This is a genomic window from Staphylococcus sp. FSL W8-1268, assembly GCF_038003965.1.
GTDB lineage: Bacteria > Bacillota > Bacilli > Staphylococcales > Staphylococcaceae > Staphylococcus > Staphylococcus hominis.
The window spans coordinates 229,791-248,819 of the sequence record NZ_JBBOQE010000001.1 but is presented as its reverse complement, the minus strand read 5'-3'; the positions used below and the strand labels follow the sequence as shown (position 1 = coordinate 248,819).

The 19,029-nt window shown below is 29.6% G+C and carries 19 protein-coding genes and 1 pseudogene; 3 read left to right on the top strand and 17 right to left on the bottom strand.

The features are described from left to right. Nucleotides 1–9: 9 nt before the first annotated feature. From NST64_RS01220 to NST64_RS01150, 15 genes are all read right to left on the bottom strand, one after another. Nucleotides 10–1,281, bottom strand: a complete 1,272-nt coding sequence (locus NST64_RS01220) for a nucleotide sugar dehydrogenase (protein WP_049417989.1) — start codon at nt 1,279–1,281, stop codon at nt 10–12. A gap of 37 nt (nt 1,282–1,318) precedes the next feature. Continuing rightward, nucleotides 1,319–2,323 carry an NAD-dependent epimerase gene (locus tag NST64_RS01215; protein ID WP_049417991.1) on the bottom strand — a complete coding sequence of 335 codons (1,005 nt, stop codon included), beginning with the start codon at nt 2,321–2,323 and terminating at the stop codon, nt 1,319–1,321. Next, nucleotides 2,323–2,883, bottom strand: coding sequence for an acyltransferase (locus NST64_RS01210; protein WP_049417994.1), 561 nt, complete (start codon nt 2,881–2,883; stop codon nt 2,323–2,325). Before NST64_RS01210 ends, NST64_RS01215 begins: the two co-directional genes overlap by 1 nt. Further along, nucleotides 2,876–3,757, bottom strand: a complete 882-nt coding sequence (locus NST64_RS01205) for a glycosyltransferase family 2 protein (RefSeq protein WP_049417996.1) — start codon at nt 3,755–3,757, stop codon at nt 2,876–2,878. The genes NST64_RS01210 and NST64_RS01205 overlap by 8 nt, the downstream gene beginning before the upstream one ends. A gap of 4 nt (nt 3,758–3,761) precedes the next feature. Continuing rightward, entirely contained in the window at nt 3,762–4,892 is a 1,131-nt protein-coding gene (locus NST64_RS01200; protein WP_340731018.1) for a glycosyltransferase, read from the bottom strand. A gap of 69 nt (nt 4,893–4,961) precedes the next feature. Further along, nucleotides 4,962–6,335 (bottom strand): O-unit flippase-like protein, encoded by a 1,374-nt coding sequence (wzx, locus tag NST64_RS01195; RefSeq protein ID WP_049418000.1) that lies wholly within the window; start codon nt 6,333–6,335, stop codon nt 4,962–4,964. Further along, a complete protein-coding gene (locus tag NST64_RS01190) occupies nt 6,335–7,552 on the bottom strand; it encodes an O-antigen polymerase (protein ID WP_198985414.1) in 1,218 nt (405 codons plus the stop codon). The genes wzx and NST64_RS01190 overlap by 1 nt, the downstream gene beginning before the upstream one ends. Before the next feature lie 155 nt (nt 7,553–7,707). After that, complete coding sequence (locus tag NST64_RS01185) at nt 7,708–9,519, bottom strand: polysaccharide biosynthesis protein (RefSeq protein WP_049418004.1); 1,812 nt, start codon at nt 9,517–9,519, stop codon at nt 7,708–7,710. A gap of 33 nt (nt 9,520–9,552) precedes the next feature. Further along, nucleotides 9,553–10,320: a tyrosine-protein phosphatase gene (locus NST64_RS01180; RefSeq protein WP_049418005.1), complete on the bottom strand. Its 768-nt coding sequence runs from the start codon at nt 10,318–10,320 to the stop codon at nt 9,553–9,555. Further along, on the bottom strand, nt 10,317–11,027 hold the full coding sequence (locus NST64_RS01175; RefSeq protein WP_049418007.1) for a polysaccharide biosynthesis tyrosine autokinase: 711 nt from the start codon (nt 11,025–11,027) through the stop codon (nt 10,317–10,319). Before NST64_RS01175 ends, NST64_RS01180 begins: the two co-directional genes overlap by 4 nt. Nucleotides 11,028–11,039: 12 nt before the next feature. Further along, the gene (locus NST64_RS01170) at nt 11,040–11,702 is read right to left on the bottom strand and encodes a Wzz/FepE/Etk N-terminal domain-containing protein (RefSeq protein ID WP_049418009.1); all 663 of its coding nucleotides are present in this window, start codon (nt 11,700–11,702) and stop codon (nt 11,040–11,042) included. Between the two features lie 366 nt (nt 11,703–12,068). Then, complete coding sequence (locus NST64_RS01165) at nt 12,069–12,170, bottom strand: SE2200 family small protein (RefSeq protein WP_017175470.1); 102 nt, start codon at nt 12,168–12,170, stop codon at nt 12,069–12,071. A gap of 161 nt (nt 12,171–12,331) precedes the next feature. Beyond that, nucleotides 12,332–12,610, bottom strand: a complete 279-nt coding sequence (locus NST64_RS01160) for a hypothetical protein (protein WP_039984105.1) — start codon at nt 12,608–12,610, stop codon at nt 12,332–12,334. Further along, a complete protein-coding gene (locus tag NST64_RS01155; protein ID WP_002449400.1) occupies nt 12,607–13,224 on the bottom strand; it encodes a DUF1361 domain-containing protein in 618 nt (205 codons plus the stop codon). The genes NST64_RS01160 and NST64_RS01155 overlap by 4 nt, the downstream gene beginning before the upstream one ends. A gap of 465 nt (nt 13,225–13,689) precedes the next feature. Continuing rightward, on the bottom strand, nt 13,690–14,145 hold the full coding sequence (locus NST64_RS01150) for a MarR family winged helix-turn-helix transcriptional regulator (protein WP_049418012.1): 456 nt from the start codon (nt 14,143–14,145) through the stop codon (nt 13,690–13,692). 147 nt (nt 14,146–14,292) lie between these two features. Here NST64_RS01150 and NST64_RS01145 point away from each other — a divergent pair, with 147 nt between their 5' ends. Continuing rightward, complete coding sequence (locus NST64_RS01145; protein ID WP_049418015.1) at nt 14,293–15,933, top strand: alpha-keto acid decarboxylase family protein; 1,641 nt, start codon at nt 14,293–14,295, stop codon at nt 15,931–15,933. Between the two features lie 221 nt (nt 15,934–16,154). Next, nucleotides 16,155–16,562 (top strand): serine O-acetyltransferase, encoded by a 408-nt coding sequence (locus NST64_RS01140; protein ID WP_049418119.1) that lies wholly within the window; start codon nt 16,155–16,157, stop codon nt 16,560–16,562. A 102-nt stretch (nt 16,563–16,664) separates the two neighbouring features. Here NST64_RS01140 and NST64_RS01135 read toward each other — a convergent pair whose 3' ends face one another. Then, a complete protein-coding gene (locus NST64_RS01135; protein WP_049418017.1) occupies nt 16,665–17,693 on the bottom strand; it encodes a CapA family protein in 1,029 nt (342 codons plus the stop codon). A 303-nt stretch (nt 17,694–17,996) separates the two neighbouring features. On the opposite strand from NST64_RS01135, the pseudogene NST64_RS01130 reads away from it, so the two are divergent. Continuing rightward, nucleotides 17,997–18,131, top strand: a pseudogene (locus NST64_RS01130) (DUF4870 domain-containing protein); the annotation flags it as partial. A 45-nt stretch (nt 18,132–18,176) separates the two neighbouring features. Here the strand turns inward: NST64_RS01130 and NST64_RS01125 are convergent. Then, on the bottom strand, nt 18,177–18,938 hold the full coding sequence (locus tag NST64_RS01125) for an alpha/beta hydrolase (protein ID WP_049418018.1): 762 nt from the start codon (nt 18,936–18,938) through the stop codon (nt 18,177–18,179). Nucleotides 18,939–19,029 lie beyond the last annotated feature (91 nt).

The window sequence follows — 19,029 nt, the reverse complement described above, 5'->3', positions numbered from 1 at the left end:
ACATTTAGTTTATAGTCTCCATAATCCTTTGTTTCCGATTTCATCATCTTCAATAATACCTTTAATATCAAGTACTACACCATTATCTTTCACCAAATCTAGATAGTCTTTTTTATTTTCTACATAATCTTTATGTGCTACAGCAAAAATAATTGCATCAGCCTTAGGTAAATTTTGTTTATCTTCTAAGTCGATATTATAGAATTTTTTCGCTTCTTCTTTATCTGCTTCTACATCATTTACGTGTACATCTAAACCATACTCTTTTAGTTCTTCAATGATATGAATTACTTTTGTATTTCTTAAATCTGGACAATTTTCTTTAAATGTTAAACCTAATACATTTACTGTTGCCCCTTGAACTTCTAAACCTTGTTTTAGTAAGCCTTTAATGACATTAGAGGCAATAAATTTAGACATATTATCATTAATACGACGACCTGCTAAAATCACTTCTGGATGATGACCAACTTCTTGTGCTTTATGTGTTAAGTAATATGGATCTACACCAATGCAGTGTCCACCAACTAAACCTGGTTTGAAATTCAAGAAATTCCATTTCGTGCCTGAGGCACGTAATACTTCATTTGTATCGATATCTAATTTATCAAAAATTAATGCTAATTCATTCATTAGGGCGATATTTACGTCACGTTGTGTATTTTCAATTACTTTAGCTGCTTCTGCTACTTTAATTGATGATGCTTTATGCACACCTGCAGTAACTACAGAACCATATACGTCAGCAACAATGTCTAATACTTCTGGTGTTTGTCCTGAAACAACTTTAGTTATCGTTTCAAATGTATGCACTTTATCGCCTGGATTAATTCTTTCTGGTGAATAACCAACGAAGAAATCCTTACCACAAGTTAAGCCAGACTCTCTTTCTAATACTGGAACACAATCTTCTTCTGTCGCTCCAGGATATACAGTTGATTCATATACAATGATTGTATCAGGTGTTAACACTTTACCAACCGTTTCACTCGCTTTAAGTAGTGGTGTTAAGTCTGGCTTATTATTTTTATCAATTGGTGTTGGAACTGCCACGATGATAAAATCAGCTTTTTTCAAATCTTCTGAATTAGAAGTGAAATTAATATGTGTTGCTTTTAAGTCTTCTGATGTAACTTCATTTGTTCTATCGTGATGTTCTTTTAATTCTTTAATTCTGTTCTCATTAATATCAAAACCAATGACTTCATGTTTTTTTCCAAAAGTAACTGCTACTGGTAAACCTACATATCCTAAACCTACAACTGCTATATTTCTATCCATTGTAAATTACTCCTTTATATTTTAATTTTATATTAATTTAATGTTTATAATAATCTAAATACCAGTCGATAAATTTATTCACACCCTCTTGTATAGATGTTTGGGGTTTGAAATCAATATTTTTGAATAAATCATCTACGTTCGCATATGTTTCTGGTACATCACCAGGTTGTAAATCCATATAATTTTTCTTCGCTGTTTTACCAAGTTTATTCTCAATTGCTTCTACGAATTCCATTAGACGAACTGGACTGTTATTTCCAATGTTATAAATTTTGTATGGTGCGTATGAAGAACTTGGATCTGGATTAGCACCAGACCATTCAGGATTTGGTTGCGCTGGCTTTTGAATTAAGCGACTAATTGCTTCTACAATATCGTCAACATACGTGAAATCACGCATCATGTTACCATGATTATATACATCAATGGTTTCATCATTTACTACTGCTTTAGTGAATTTAAATAATGCCATGTCTGGTCTACCCCACGGACCATAAACTGTAAAGAAACGTAAACCCGTTGTTGGCAAATTATAAAGATGACTATAAGTATGCGCCATAAGTTCGTTTGATTTTTTAGTGGCAGCATATAAGCTTAATGGATGGTCAATATTATCTGAAGTTTTAAATGGCTTATTTGTATTTGCACCATAGACTGAACTTGAAGAAGCATAAATTAAATGCTTTACTTCATGGTGACGGCAACCTTCTAAGATGTTCATAAATCCAACAATATTTGAGTCAATGTATGCTCTTGGATTTTCCAAACTATATCTTACGCCCGCTTGGGCAGCTAAATTGACTACAACCTCTGGTTTTTCATCTTCAAAAATTTGATTCACTTTTTCATAATCTTCTAAGTCTGTTTTATAAAAAGTAAAGTGATCTTTATCAATTGATTTCAATCTATCTTCTTTTAATTCTACAGAGTAATAGTCATTAATGTTATCGATTCCTATTACCTCATAACCTTGCTTAATTAATTTCTTTGCTAATGTTGAACCAATAAATCCTGCAACACCTGTGATTAAAACTTTCATTAACTATTTACCTCCTTAACTTTTTTTATTGGGACACCAACATATAAACTATTAGCTTCTGTATCTTTATTAACGACTGCTCCTGCCCCAATAACACAACGTCTTCTAATATGACTTCCACCAAGCACTCTAACACCAGCAGCTATCCAAATATCATCTTCTATTATAATTTTCTTAGGTGTCACTTGATTATATTTGATAGGTTTGTCATTATCTTGCCAAGTATGATCTGAAGAAATTAACGTAGTATGATTTGCTATCGATACATTATTGCCAATATCAATTTCACCATGAGCATCAACATAGCTAAACGAATGAATACTTACATTATTTCCAATTATTAGATTGTGAATATTTTTTATAACAACATATTTACCAATATAAATATTTAATCCTACTTTTTTCGCATACTTTTGCATGTAAAGTCTTCTATAAATAATAGCTAACAAAGAATCACTTACTGAGAAAACTTCCCATATAAGATTACAAATTGATTTAGGTACAATTTTATATGGAATTTGCACAAGTTTAAGAAAATTATTTAACGTTATATTACTCAATTAACCCCCTCCTTTTAAATTTCAATTTATAATATATATATAATATTGAAGCCACAGGAGTTAATACTACAGAAATTAAAAAATTTTCAATATTTTTAAATTTATATTTAGAATTTAGACCTGTATCAATCCAAGATATATCATATAAAAGATAATTAATTAACTTATCTTTTACAGTCGGTAATTGTTTATGAGCTAATTTTCTATACTCACAATAATTCTCGGCAGATTTAAAGTAATTAGTTTTAACTTTACTACTAATTCCATCCTCTTGGTATTCTACGTACTTAGTATTAATATTAGCTAAGTAGCAGTCATAAAGTTCACTAAATTCAAACCACTGATATGAAGGAGGCATGTGCTTTGATGTACCATATTGTGGAAAAGTCATATTTCTAATTATACTTGTTGAGAATACATAACACTTATCGTGTCTAACCTTATATTTATATCTTAAATCTACCCAATTCACCTTTTCAATATTTGGTAATTTTTCTCCAATTACTTCTCCATTTTCATATGTATCTAAAGTAATTAAAGCTTTCATACCTTTGTTTTCTTTAAACTTTGTATTAAAAACTTCTACAGCATTGGGATAAAACCAATCATCACTATCTAAAACAACAAATATCTCACCTTTAGCTGCCTTTAAACCTACATTTGATGCTATATGCTTACCGCCATTTTTTTGTTTAATGTAACGGATATTAAATTTTTTTGTATCAAATGTTTCAATCACTTGATATGTATTATCAGTGGATCCATCATCTACAATAAGCCACTCAAAATTATAATCAGTTTGTTCAAGTAATGAGTTATATAGTCTCGGTAATGTATGTGCTCTATTATAAGTCGGAGTAAAAATAGTTAACATTATACTAACCTCCAATATTTAGTATAGTTTCTAAAAATTCTTGACCTTTATTTGTTATTTCTTGATGCTCACGTTTTAAGTTTTTTTGAATTTTATGATAAACATCTCGATTGTTATATAAATGCTCAATTTTAGTAGCAATGTCATTACCACTCATGTTTACAATAAAACCATTTTCATTGTCTTTTATCTGTTCATATACAGTTGAAAAATTAGTTGCAACAACTGGAATGTTATAGTGTAAAGCTTCATCAATAGTATTGGATTTACCTTCAAACCTTGATGGATGAACTAATGCATCCATATTTTTCACAATACTTCCTGTATTAAATTTAAATCCTAATGGTATCAACATATCTTGCAAGTCATTTTTAATAATTTCATCTTGTAACCATTCACCTAATTTACCTTTGCCAACTAAATACCATTTAATATTTAAGTTTTTAGATTTTAGAATTTTAGCGGCTTCAATCATTAAATCTAATCCTTTACCATTATCCAATCGACAAATAGTGCATAAGTTAAAGTGATTAGTATCTAAATTAATTTCTTCACTTGGAATATTTTCATACAGCTTTATTGGCAAACTATTGTAATAAGTAACTGGCTTTATATCAAATATATCTTCAAAAATATCAGAACACATTTTTGAAACAGATAACATACCATTCATCTTTTTAAAATAAAAACGATCAATTGAAAGATCTCTTTTTAGCACTCTATAGTCTGTTCGTATCCAACCAATTTTTTTCTTTGCATTAACATAGTCTTCGATGAAGTAGACAGAATGACCTCCTGAAACGCCGATAGCATAATCATAAGTCTCTTGATTAACTATTTCTTGCCATTTATTATTTATCCAAAATTTTTGCTTGGCTTTCGTATTATTATGCAAATTCAATTGACTTTTAATCATAAAAATAAAAGCATTAAAAACTAATTTAGGAGAAATTAAATTTTTAAGCATATTCTGAATTAAATTATTTTTGTTCAACATAAGTATAGAAAATTTAGAACTAATTGTTTTTACATTAACATATTTAGGTAAATATTTTGTTAAGGTGTCTTCTTGGTTTAATATAATTATGTCAATTTCAGTGTTTGTATCTTTCAATTCATAAATTAAGTTCAACAAACTTTTTTGAGGACCTCCAAAATTAAAGTTATTGACAACAAATAATATTTTCATAATATACTCCTTAATCTATATTTGAGTTGATTGATATAGCTTTTTATCTTTTTTTATATCTTTTATTACATACCATATCCAGTACCAATTATTATGAATTAATTGGACTAATAATAATGGTAATAATAAATAAATTAATCTATTATCAATAAATTTTAAAAGTACAATTTGTATTAATATGGTTATAATCGCTGAAATCAAAAATGACTTATGATGTGGGATTAAATTCTTAGTCGATAAGAAATTTGTAAATAATATTTGGATATTATATAAAAATCTATAAATGATAATGATCAACAATGGTATTAAACTTAGTAATCTATAATCAGCGCCAATAATTCTAAGAGCCCAGTTACCAAGTAAAATAAATAATGTAAATGCAATAATATTAAAAATTGAACTTGTTAATATAGCTTTTTTGAATAGTTGAATTAGCTCATCATATTTATTTTTAACTCTTAGATAATTTAACTTAGCTAGATAAGTATTATAGTAAGAATTAGATAACATGATAATTAATGTAACAATTTGATTAATAAACCCAAATTGCCCTGATACTTTTAAAGATAAAAAGTACGAACTTAAAATGATTGGGAAATTAATGATTAAATAATTAGAAATTGATAGTGATCCCGTTCTAAGTGTATTAGGTAGTAAATTTTTAAGTATTTCTTTATCATATGTGATTTTTAATTTTCTTTTTGTTTTTTTCGTCTCTTTTGAATAATTATAGTAAGCTATTGATTGTAATATACGGTTTACTATGACTGAAACAAAATACGCGAGTGAAACCCCTATCAATCCTAGATTAAGTATTAAAAATACTATTGATAATACTAATTGTGTACTTTTTGTTGCTATTAATATTTGATTATAAACTTTAATAGCACCTATTCCTTTTAAAACAGAATTCCAATATGAAAAGCTAATATTTAAAACAATGGATAACATGTAAAAAAACCAAGAAATAAGCATAGTTTTCATACTTATTTCTCCATTATTAATACTAATCATATACCAAGTGCCAACAGTTATAAATAATGTAAATATAATTGTACCCATTGAAGTATAAATAAATCTTACGGCTGAAATCACTTTAATAAAATATGGAATATTTACTTCAACATTTTTATCTCCTAATACTTCAAAACCTGTACTTTTAATACTCTGTGCCCCCGACCATAAATAACTTATATTTCTAGTTATAATCGTTTGAAAACCAAAATCGATAAGCATTGCTAACCCATATAATGAAGTAAACGTATACCAAACACCTAATTCAGCAGAGTTTAAATATCTCACAATTACTGGTAGTAAAATAACATTAATACCTTGCACCAGTAATAGACTTATGTATCCCCACAAAACATCTTTTTTTCCAATATTCATTATGTTCTCCCTTTTATAACAAATTTTCTATTTAACAATGCAATAATAAATAATACTATAAAGAAATTAGTAAAGAATGAAATTAATATCGTTGCATTTGACATAAAGAATAATGAAAATTTCACACATAAATATATATATATATACAAATTAAATACAGAGCTACTTTTGTGAATTTTTTTATCTAGCAACATTACTATAAATAGAGCTAAAACTGAAAATATTGGTGCTAATATACTTCCAAAGTATAAATATCCTTGACCAAGAAGTGGTAATATCTGATCATTAACACCTATTTTTTTATAAAATGTATTATTAAAACTAACAATAGCACTCTGATAGTTAATAAATAATTGATTAACAAATACTACCGAATGAAGTAATTCTCCAAATATCCCATAAAATTGAAATGGTTTATACATATAGGCTGTTTCAATTGAATGTGCAATATTTGTAACTCCGGACAAGTAAATTTGTATATCTGTATTGAGATTTTCTAGTAAACCAGCTGAATGATATAAACTTCTTCCAGTAGATATAGTTGTGTTTTGTTTCAATAATGTAGAAATTACAATAATTAATACAATTAAACATGTAGATAAAAACGAAATAATCCTTCTATAGTTTTTATATAAAATATAAATTGTAAATAACCCAGCAATTAAAGGCAAAATTACACTTGATCTACTTGTTCCTATAATAAATGAAGCAGATATGACTATAACTATTATTGACAGATATAAATAAAAAATACTTTGTCTTTTTTTATAATATTTAAAAATTATATTTAATATATTAATTGTTAGAACAACTTGAGCTAATTGAACTAATAAAGCAAATAAGCTTACATCAGCTAACTCATTGTTGTTTAATTCAGAAGCAGACCAAATAAATGAATATCTTCCTATAGATGAAGGTTGAAGTATCGCTAAACCTATTGCTAAAAGCACGAATATCCAGCCAAACAAATTGGGTTTTGCATTAATTTTATTAAATGAACTCTTCTCAAAATAGAAGTATTTATGAAATACAGCGAACACTATAAATAAAACAATCATTTCATATAACATTAAATTTATTGCTTGATTTTGTATAGATCTTAATACAGTTGTTCCAATTTGAATATTTGATCCATAAAACGATATAAGTAAAGGTGAAATAACGTATCGCAATAGCATAGTTAAATTAACTATTGTAATACCGAGATTATTAAACATATACTTACTAAATGACGGAAAAACAATAAATAAACATAAAAAAACTAAAGGAATGAGTATTAAATTGTTTGGAATAGATACTGTAGTGGTTAATATTGCAGTTATACTTATAATGGCTAATACTATAGTTATTATTCTATAAATATTTATCATAACTAACATTTCCTATTCGCTAAACGGATTAAAGTTTCTTTAATTTCACTATGATGAAATTTTAAATAATTAATAGTTCTATCCAATTCTTCCTTAGGAGGTATTGTAGTTTTCCCTCTATAAATTTTTTCATAAACTTGTTTTGAATGGATTTCATTGTCATTTAATAACTCTTCATACAGTTTTTCACCTGGACGAATTCCAGAAAATTTAATTCCAATCTCATCTTCAGTTTTTCCACTTAACCTAATTAGATTACGTGCTAAATCAACAATTTTAACAGGTTCTCCCATATCTAATACAAATACTTCTCCACCTTGTGCTAATGCTCCTGCTTGAAGTACCAGTCTTGAGGCTTCAGGAATCGTCATAAAGTATCGTGTCATATCTGGATGCGTCACTGTGACAGGTCCACCTGCTGCAATTTGCTTTTTAAATAATGGAATAACAGATCCTCTTGAACCTAAAACATTTCCAAATCGTACAGCTACAAAATCTGTCTTACTATTTTCATCATTGAGACTTTGTACGACCATTTCAGCCATACGTTTAGATGCACCCATGACATTAGGTGGGTTAACCGCTTTATCAGTTGAAATCATTACAAACTTTCTTACACTATTTTTTTTAGCTGCTGTTGCTACATTTCTTGTTCCAAGCACATTATTTTTAAATGCTTCGGTAGGATTATATTCCATAAGTGGTACATGTTTATGAGCAGCTGCATGATAGATTGCATATGGTTGATATTTATTAACTATTTCTTGAATACGTTCTCCATCTTGTACATCTGCAATAACAGGAGTAATTTCAATTTTATCCTTGTACAATTTCGTTAACTCTTGATGAATTAAATAGATACTATTTTCGCCGTGTCCAAGTAATACGATTCTTTCTGGTTCAAATTTACATACTTGACGACATATTTCAGATCCTATAGATCCTCCGGCTCCAGTGACTAATATGGTTTTGTGCGTTAATTCTTTTGAAATCATGGCCATATCTAACTCTACTGGTTCTCTTCCTAGTAAATCTTCAACTTCTACACGTTTTAATTGGTTAACCTCTAATTCTCCAGATAATACAGACTCTATACTTGGCATTTTGAAGATATCAACCCCAGTACTGTTACATAAATCAGTAATTTCTTTCAATCTAGCTGGTGAAAGTGTAGGTATAGCAATGATAATTCTTTTAATTCGATACTTTTCTACTAGATTAGGAATATCTTTAATTGTGCCCTGGACTTTAACTCCTCCAGTAATAGCTAAATTACGCTTTTGTGGATCATCATCTACTGCTAAAACAGGTTCTAATCCCATATCTGGGCTTCGTAACATTTGTCTTATTAATAGTGATCCTCCGCGACCTGCGCCTACAATCAGTGTTGGTTTTTTCTTTTTCCGTTTTCCTACTAAAAAACCACGCCCAATTCTCCATGAAATTCTTGATCCTCCTATAAGAATCAGATGCATCATCCATGTAATTAAATACAATCTAAAAAATGGTGGATGTCCTGTAAAAAGAGGTACAATGATTATTGTTGAAATAATAGAACACGTTACCGCTTCAACAATAATCAATAATTCATTCACGCTCGCATATTCCCAAGCACGATGATAAAGGTTAAATATGTATGCAAATACATGATGTGAAATCAGTAATATAATTGAAGTGAATATTAAAATTTTCTTTGAATAGCCTTCAAAATATGGCTCTAATATGCTGTAACAAATAAATACAGACAGGGTTACAATAATTGAATCTATAATAATTAAAATTAAAAGCCGTCCTCTTGCACTTAATTTATCCAACTTAACTCTCCTCACTTAGAATGTGAAATTTGATTAAAATAAATTAAAAAATTTTTTCTGTGTATATTCTTGAGTTGGCTGTTTTTTTGGTACATCTTCATTATCTATAATAAATTTCGCATTATTCATTAAATTATGAATGTCTTCATGATATTTTTTCAACTTTCTTTCTTCAAAAAGACGATTCATAATGAAAGGTCTTTTTTCCACATGGTGTGCATCTGAGGCAACAAAATGTGTTAAGTTATTTTCAATCATATCTATACATTTTTTTTGCGTCTTCTTCCCATGATGCCCCATTAGTGAAGCCGTTGTTAACTGACTTAACGCTCCTGCATTAATTAATTCGTAAAGAACATCTAAATTGGCACTAATTTCTTTATTTCGTTCAGGATGCGCAATGATTGGCACATAGCCTTTCGATTGTAATTCAAAGAATAAACGTCCAGTATAATGAGGCACATGTCCTGACGGTAATTCGATGAGTACGTACTTAGAATGATTCAAACCAATAATTTGGTTATTCTCTAGTTGTGGTAAAATTTGGTCACTTATTCTTACCTCTTGTCCAAGATAGATATTAATTCCTATATCTTTAAATTCATCGATACTCAATACTTCATCCATTTTAGGTACGATGTCTTCATAATAATTATCAAATTGTGGACTTAAATGATGAGGAGTTGCGATAATATCTGTAACCCCTTCATCTTTAGCCTGCTTTAATAAGGCAAGTGTCTCTTCTTTGCTTTGAGATCCATCATCTAAACCTATAAGAATATGATTATGTATATCAATCATGATTTAGAATCCTCTCCATAATAATAATAATAATAATTAGAAGATTTTTCTTGAGCGGTTTTATTTAAAATTGCACCAATAACGTGTCCGTCTGCCTGTTCAACGAGTTGTTTAGCCTTTTTAACTTCATTTCGATTGTTTTTCTGAGCATCAATAATTAACACACAATTTGGTACATATTGTAAAAATACTTGTGCATCTGTAACAGAAATGATTGGTGGCGTATCAATTAAAATAAAATCGTATTCCTTTTGTAAATGTTCAAAAATCTTTTTAAACCTTTCAGAAGCTATTAACTCCGAAGGATTTGGTGGAATAGGACCAGATGTCAATAAATCTAAATTCTTCACCCTTGTTGATCGAATTGATTTATCATAATCTGAGTTGCCAATAATTAAATTTGATAACCCATCATAATTTGACTCTTGAAAGTGATAATGTTGCGTAGGTTTACGCATATCTCCATCGATAATTAATGTTTTATATCCCGCTTGTGCATAAGTAATCGCAATATTTGTAGTCACAATACTTTTCCCAGCTGCTGGTTTTTCAGAAGTAATCAGCACACTTTTTATTTCTTCAGCATTTGAGAACATAATATTAGAACGTATACCCCTTAATTTCTCACTCACAATCGACTTAGGTTTATCTTCAACATACAAAGGTGTATTTAAAGCCTTTCTTTTCTCTTCTTTTCGCTTAGCCATAAATCTTTCTCCTTATTTTAGTTTTGGAATAGAACCTAGTACAGGAACATTCAATTCTTTTTCCACATCTTCTTCAGATTTAATACGTTTATCTAATATTTCTTTTAAAATAACTATTACTATTGCTATAACTAATCCTAATAACAATCCACCTACTATATTAGTAGTCGTTTTAGGAGATACTTTCTTTGAAGTTCCATTTGCTTTTGAAAGAATCGTTACATTATCAACACTCATAATTTTTGGTATTTCTTTTTTGAAAACATTAGCTACATCATTAGCAATTTTTTCCGATTTCTTTTCACTGTTTGCTCTCACACTAACATTTAAAATTTGCGACTCTGCTTCCGTATTAACTGAAATCATCTTACTTAATTTAGTAGACGAGTAATCTTTTTCTTTTTTTGCAACTTTATCTAGAATCCTTGGACTTTTTAAAATTTCTGAATATGTATTAACTAATTGAATGTTACTTTGCACTTGTTGAGCCATTATATCTTTATCTTTTTCTTTTTGATTTACAAGTACTTGTGTCGAAGCTTCATATTTCGGTTGAGCTATCAAAAATGTGTAAGTTAAACTCAATAACAAAAAAATTATTGGTAAAATCAAAAATATCATCCAATTCTTTTTTATTATTTCCCATATTCTTGTAAAATCTAATGTATTTTCCATAACATCCTCCATTTTTTTTATTCATTAATCATTTTATATTTTTAAAAAGCTTTTTACAATATCATATAAAAGTATTTTCCTATTTTTTCATAATTTTTAAATAAATCATTACGTTCCATATTATAACTTTAATTTAAATAAATATTTAATATGATGTAAGTATCATATGAATGATTGTATTTTTCTTGGCAATCAAAACTATTATATATTACAGATCAGACATTATTTGTCTTCAGTAATGATTTGCTTCGCATTAAATAAATTATATTCAACTTCATTTATTTAAATTTAATAATTGTTATGTATATTTAAGACATATAAAAAGCCAAGAGATTTTCTTTGAAGAAAACCTCTTGGCTGCATTTATTAATATTCAATATTTGGCATTTCGTTTACTTTGTTTTGATATTTTTTGAAAGCAATATAGCCTACAAAACCAATAATAGTTGTAACTAAAAGTTTTTTCATTATTGTCACTCCTTTTAATTTTTAGCGTAAATTAGATTTGTTTTGTCAAAAAACAAGTCTAGACTAAATCTATTATACACTCAATTGCTATTAATTTTAAAGTCAATCGAACAAATTGCGTTATATTTATGTCATTTTAGAGAATGTATTGACAATAATATTTAATTTTTCATCACAAATAAACAAATATATATCGCAACAAACTCTAAGAAAGTAAAAAGATAAATATATTTTAAATTTAGCTTTTCTTTAAGTGGTACCTCCCAATGTGGATACTTACGTTCATAATATACATTTTGAACAAAAAACAATCCTAAACCTAATGGTACATAAGTAATCATATTTTTATACTTTGAATCTAACTCTATGTCACTAAGAAAATGCTTAATTATTACTTGTAATATAATCACAATGACTAAGAGGAGTAGTATGCGAATCATTTTATTAATCGTACTCCTTTCACAAATAATATAAGAATGGCTTGTAATAATACCATAAGCATAATAAAAATAACACTTTTTAAATCGATGGCATCAAACACTTGATGCGTAATCGTTAATGGTCGTGTAATCAGATAAACTGTATGGAATCTTAAAAAACGTCCAACATATATGCCTATCCCATTTAGAAACATTAAACTCAGTACTAAGCATCGATTAAGCCATATATTAGAAGTAAAATGTTCTAAGCTGATAAATATAAAGATCATACAATAGATTGCAAAAAAGACACCTGCCAGTAAATACGCAAACGCAAACCATTCAATTAAATTTAAACTGACTAAGAAATTGAATTTAAAATTATTAAGATGGATTAAGTCTGTAACCATATAGAACGTATTGGGAACTAATAGTATAAAAATAAGTGCAAATACAATAAATAAAGGCCACTCTTTAGTTTCCTTTGGTTTAAATAACTTTAAAAGCAAGCAAAGCTCTAGAGGAATATAGGCTAAGAATAGATTTAATGTCATAAAGTTAAGTATTCGCGGTACAAACAATGAAATAATAAAAAGCACTATAAAATAAATTCTTGCGATATAACGTGGTGCCACATTTTACACTACTTTCTTTCTATAAATGAAATAAGGTTAGAAAATTAAAACGCTAACATGTGATATCTTAACATTCTACTTTACTCTAACCTCTTCTATATTAAAACATATACTTTCGAATTGCATTATTTATGGCTATCGCAAAATGATCCATTGTTGATGTCCAATTTTTTCATTTTTACGTGCTTTTGACGAATCATCACCATTACTAAAAAATGATTTTCGAAGATCTAGTGTTAATTCTAATTGACCCCTTAACATTTTATATTGTAATCTGCAATATTATTTGGTTTTATTACAGTCAAATATCCTATCGTACGTTGTACATTAAATGTAAATATCTTTAATTCTTTTGAAATAAGTTGAATTAACTTTTCATCTTTATTGATCATAGACAGTATATTTTTTCCTTAAAATTGTATAGAAACAGCTGAACTGTCGATGTACATCCGTTTAGCTTCTTTTTTATGATTCTTTTTCATCTTTTAAATGTTTAATATCTTGAAACCCTTCACGATAATTCGATAATTCTTCCATGATCGCATACCAATCTTTTCCAACTTTTTGGAACGTTTGTTGCATTAATTCATCTTGTGCTTTATTTAATTTCTCTACTAGTTTACTTCCTTTAGGCGTGGGAAATAATTGCTTTACTCTTCGATCTTCTTCAGATTGCTGTTCAATAATTAATGCTTCTTCTTTTAACTTTTTCAATGTTGCGTGAGACCCTTGCTTTGATATTTCTAACATGTTTAGTAACTGCTTAATCGTAATACCAGGCAATTTATTGATAAAAAATAAAAAGCGATGGTGTTGTCGACTCATACCATATTTTTCGATAATTTCATCTGCAGTCGTCACAAACGTTTTGTAAGCGAAATAAAATAGCATGTGCTCATAATCATTTTTATTTCGATCCATATTCATTCGTTCCTTTTCAAAGTCATTATTAATCATTATAGTAAATTTTCTAACGATTTTCACCAAAAGGTCAATAATGTTGACTTTATTTATAACCAGGCTTATCCTATATATGTAAACAAAAGCAATACAAAGGTGGAATTGAATATGAAACAACGTGTAGGACAATATTTAATGGATGCAGTACATGAAGCAGGTGTCAATAAAATATTTGGTGTACCAGGAGATTTTAATCTAGCATTTTTAGATGACATCGTAAGTCATGAAGGCGTTGAATGGGTTGGAACAACGAATGAACTAAATGGTGCTTATACCGCTGATGGTTACGCACGTATGAACGGACTAGGCGTACTCGTAACAACATTCGGTGTTGGAGAATTAAGTGCCGTCAATGGTATTGCAGGCTCATATGCAGAACGTGTTCCGGTCATTGCTATCACAGGTGCACCAACAAGAGCTGTTGAAAAGGCAGGCAAATATGTGCATCACTCTTTAGGTGAAGGACGCTTTGATAGCTATCGATACATGTTTGAACCGATTACAACAGCACAAGCCTATATCACGCCTGAAAATGCAACAACTGAAATCCCTAGAGTAATCAATGCAGCGCTTCAAGAACGTCGTCCAGTACACATTCACTTACCTATTGATGTGGCTATGTCAGACATTGAAGTTGAACAACCATTCAAAGTTGAAAACGCACCTCAACAAGATGTATCTCAATATATAGATATGGTGGCTGATAAATTACGTTCAGCTCAACAACCATTAATTATTGCAGGTCATGAAATCAATAGTTTTCATCTACATGATGAATTAGAACAATTTGTCAATAAAACGAATATTCCAGTTGTTCAATTATCGTTAGGTAAAGGGGCATTTAATGAAGAAAACCCACACTATATGGGTATTTATGATGGGGAAATTGCTAAAGATGACATTAAAGACTATGTCAATCATAGCGATGCTATTCTAAATATTGGTGCCAAATTAACTGACTCAGCTACTGCAGGCTTTTCATATCAATTTGATATTAACGACGTGGTCATGATTAATCATCGTCTATTTAAATTAAACGATACGAGTGATACAGAAATTGCATTGCCTGAATTCTTAGAAGCGTTAAGTACGATAGATTATACAAATAAACATTCATTCCCTTCTTATCAACAACCAAAATCAGGTGACTATGAATTAACTGATGATACGTTAACTCAAGATATTTACTTTAAAATGATGCAAGACTTTATTGGTGGCGATGATGTATTAATCGCAGAACAGGGATCATCCTTCTTTGGGGCTTACAGTTTAGCTTTACCTAAAAATATGTCATTTATCGGTCAACCTTTATGGGGTTCAATTGGTTACACATTACCAGCTACATTAGGTTCCCAATTAGCTAACCCACACCGTCGTCATATCTTATTAATTGGTGATGGGTCATTCCAATTGACTGTTCAAGAATTATCAACAATGATTCGCCAAGATATTAAACCTGTGATTTTCTTAATTAATAATGATGGTTATACTGTTGAACGTCTCATTCATGGTATGGAAGAGCCCTATAATGATATCAACATGTGGGATTACAAAGCATTACCAAACGTATTTGGTGGAGATAGCGTGAAAGTCCATGATGTTAAAACTTCAAAAGATTTAAAAGAAACGTTTGATGATATTAATACCCATCCAAATCACATGCACTTCACTGAAGTCACAATGAAATGGGATGACGCACCTCAAACACTACGTGATATCTCTAAATCATTCGCTAATCAAAACAAATAATGGATATTGGGAGAACAATTAAATAAATTGAAAGCTACTATGTATGTCAATAATTAAACACATAGTAGCTTTATTTAATAAGTTCTATTATAAATATTTTAAATAAAAATTAAATTTCACGTGTTTAATTTTTATTCAAACTCTTTTTTTAATTATTGATTATTCTGGAAAATTTATTTATTATTTACATAAAGTAGAGGAGGTCGTAGACTGTGTCTTTAATGAATAAATCTATTTTTCTAATGACTAAGCTTCAAAAACATAATATTCCAGTTATTCCTAGACTTATGCAACAAATGAATCGTTTAATTTTTGCTACTGATGTTCCTAGAACAGTTAAAATTGGTAAAGGAACAAAATTTGCACATAGTGGTTTAGGATGTGTAATACATGAGAGGGCTATAATTGGGGATAATTGTAAAATTCTTCAAAACGTTACAATTGGTGGACGTAGTAAACATGGTACTCCTGTAATTGGTAATAACGTACTTATAGGATCTGGAGCCACAATATTAGGTGGCATAACAATAGGTAATAACGTTAAAATTGGTGCTCAAGCTTTAGTAATGGAAGATGTTCAAGATAATCAAACAATTGTCGCACAAAAAGGGACAATTTTGAATAAATGAGTTAAAGGCGACTAAATATGTCATTAATACATATTTAGTCGCTCTTTTTTATAAACTTTTTTCATTTAAAAATGTTCGATCGATTACATCTTTTGTAATATCCTATAAATGTTTGATATTCCATTCACTGTCTGAATCATACTGTAGTCCATGTTTCTGTGCTAATTGTGGTGTGTAATCATCTAGATTGTAAATATTAAAATGTTGACGTGTTTGTTTGTTGGTAGGACGTGCTTGTTCGTAATGATTGACCATGCTTGTCCATTTAACATTTTCTAAATGTACACCTTTAGGTTCTTTTACTACATCGAAGTTTATCCTTCCTAACAATTGATTATTTTCATCTCCACTATACTGTCCATTTAAAAAATTACCTAAAGAATAGGCTATCAACGTTTTATGATGATGGTTTTTTGCTTTAACCCACTTTACTGGTTGAATCACATGTGGATGCGTACCAATGACGACGTCTACACCCTCATTTGCAAATAATTGAGCGTACTTCTTCTGTGTTTTATTTGGTGTATGGTGATTTTCATTTCCCCAATGTGCCGACACCATGACCACGTCACTTTGTTGTTTGACTTTTCGTATATCATGTTTAATAGTAGTCTCGTCAAACGTTTTTACTGTATATGGATAGTTTGAGACCATATCATTTGTTCCGTATGTATAACTTAATACACTGATTTTCACACCATTTTTAGAAATGGTATGTACACGATTCGCCTTTTTTTTCGAATTGTATATTCCTGTAAACAATACGTTATGATCAAATTTTTCCCAAGTCTGTATATGATTTGTGACCCCTCTATCCCCTTGATCTAAGGAGTGATTATTTGCACCATTAATCACATCGAACCCTGTTGCAACAATGTCACTTGCTACTTGACTAGGTGTGTTGAATCGTTTAAATCCTGAAAATGGAATATCATCCCCACCAAGCGGAGACTCTTGATTGACAAAAGCTAAGTCAGGCCTAGCTATGTCTTTCTTTATATTAGAATACATTGGTTTAAAATTAAATGTGCCATCAGAATGTTGTGCATCATGATAGACCACAGGATGAATTAAATTATCTCCTACTGCCACAACGGAAACTTTTGTACTATTGTTCTCAACAAGCGCCATGCCACATATCAGCGAAAATACTAGAAAAATAACGACCGAGGTTATGTAATTATCTGTACACTAAACTTACGCTCCTTATTGATTTAGAGTAGCTTCTTTTATATTTACGAAAAACCTAAAATAATTAATACTTGTCATTATTTTAAGATACTCAAAATAATAACTCAAATTAGTTTATGAATTAAAAAATAAGAAATAGAAAAAGTATCTATTTCTTATTTTTGGTTATCTATTATTACCAGATGTATCAACATGTTTGATGGGTTGATCGATGGCATTCGCTAATTTGAAAGTTTAGTTTTAACTGTAGTGTTAATTGGTTACTTAACTTTATTCGTTGTAGGTATTGCTGGTTTTGTCTATACTATTTTAGCTATTCTTGCAATGAATAAGGGCGAAGATTTTGTTGTTCCATTTACAATTGAAATCATTAAATAAAACGAAACATCCCTTTGCGACGTCTCATCACAAAGGGATGTTTTTTTATTCCTCTACTAACCATTCAATGGTACGTTCAATTGCTTTGTCCCAAAAAGCATAATCATGTTCCCCAGGTCTTTCTTCATATTTATAATTGATACCTTTTTCATCTAAATATGTCATAAATCGTTGATTATCATCATATAAGAAGTCTTCTGTGCCACATTGAATAAAGAGTTCTGGAACTGTTGCGCCTTTATCAACCGCTTCATCCACTAAGTGATAGGTATCTAACTCTGTACCTTTAACTTTTAAAGCTTCACCGGCAATGGCTTTGGGATCAAAGTCATTCCACTCAATATCGAGTAATGATTGTACATCAAATACTGCTGATAATGGCGCTGCTTTAGAGAATAAATGGCTTTGAGTTAAAGCGAATTTTATGGTTCCGTAACCTCCCATTGAATGACCTGCAATAAAATTATCTTCTCTTTTTTTAGATACTGGTAACACTTGATGTGCATAATTGTAAATTTCTAATATATAGTCATAGTAGTTATGACCAAAAGCCATATTTGCATAACCACTGTGATCTGCATTCGGCATAATCACTGCCAACTGATGTGCTTCTGCATAACGTTCGATACTTGTGAAACGCATATACGATGTCGCATCACTTGATAAACCATGTAATAGTAATAACATTTTCAAAGGTTTTACAGGTTCATGTTGTTTAAAAAAGCTATCGTCTTCTGGAACGATGGCTGTAAACGATTGATTCATCCCAATCGTAGGTGATTTATAATTAATAGTCATAAATGCCATATTGTTTCGTCCTTCCAATTTATAAGTATGATATCTATTTTACACTTTTTGTAGACTAATGGAATATTTTTTAATATAAAAAGACGCTAGC

What these genes read in the sequence shown, in the direction of transcription:
- NST64_RS01220 (WP_049417989.1), bottom strand. Translation starts at nt 1,281, where the DNA reads ATGGATAGAAATATAGCAGTTGTAGGTTTAGGATATGTAGGTTTACCA.
- NST64_RS01215 (WP_049417991.1), bottom strand. Translation starts at nt 2,323, where the DNA reads ATGAAAGTTTTAATCACAGGTGTTGCAGGATTTATTGGTTCAACATTA.
- NST64_RS01205 (WP_049417996.1), bottom strand. Translation starts at nt 3,757, where the DNA reads ATGTTAACTATTTTTACTCCGACTTATAATAGAGCACATACATTACCG.
- wzx (WP_049418000.1), bottom strand. Translation starts at nt 6,335, where the DNA reads ATGAATATTGGAAAAAAAGATGTTTTGTGGGGATACATAAGTCTATTA.
- NST64_RS01190 (WP_198985414.1), bottom strand. Translation starts at nt 7,552, where the DNA reads ATGTTTAATAATCTCGGTATTACAATAGTTAATTTAACTATGCTATTG.
- NST64_RS01180 (WP_049418005.1), bottom strand. Translation starts at nt 10,320, where the DNA reads ATGATTGATATACATAATCATATTCTTATAGGTTTAGATGATGGATCT.
- NST64_RS01175 (WP_049418007.1), bottom strand. Translation starts at nt 11,027, where the DNA reads ATGGCTAAGCGAAAAGAAGAGAAAAGAAAGGCTTTAAATACACCTTTG.
- NST64_RS01170 (WP_049418009.1), bottom strand. Translation starts at nt 11,702, where the DNA reads ATGGAAAATACATTAGATTTTACAAGAATATGGGAAATAATAAAAAAG.
- NST64_RS01165 (WP_017175470.1), bottom strand. Translation starts at nt 12,170, where the DNA reads ATGAAAAAACTTTTAGTTACAACTATTATTGGTTTTGTAGGCTATATT.
- NST64_RS01160 (WP_039984105.1), bottom strand. Translation starts at nt 12,610, where the DNA reads ATGATTCGCATACTACTCCTCTTAGTCATTGTGATTATATTACAAGTA.
- NST64_RS01150 (WP_049418012.1), bottom strand. Translation starts at nt 14,145, where the DNA reads ATGGATCGAAATAAAAATGATTATGAGCACATGCTATTTTATTTCGCT.
- NST64_RS01145 (WP_049418015.1), top strand. Translation starts at nt 14,293, where the DNA reads ATGAAACAACGTGTAGGACAATATTTAATGGATGCAGTACATGAAGCA.
- NST64_RS01140 (WP_049418119.1), top strand. Translation starts at nt 16,155, where the DNA reads ATGAATAAATCTATTTTTCTAATGACTAAGCTTCAAAAACATAATATT.
- NST64_RS01135 (WP_049418017.1), bottom strand. Translation starts at nt 17,693, where the DNA reads ATGGCGCTTGTTGAGAACAATAGTACAAAAGTTTCCGTTGTGGCAGTA.
- NST64_RS01125 (WP_049418018.1), bottom strand. Translation starts at nt 18,938, where the DNA reads ATGGCATTTATGACTATTAATTATAAATCACCTACGATTGGGATGAAT.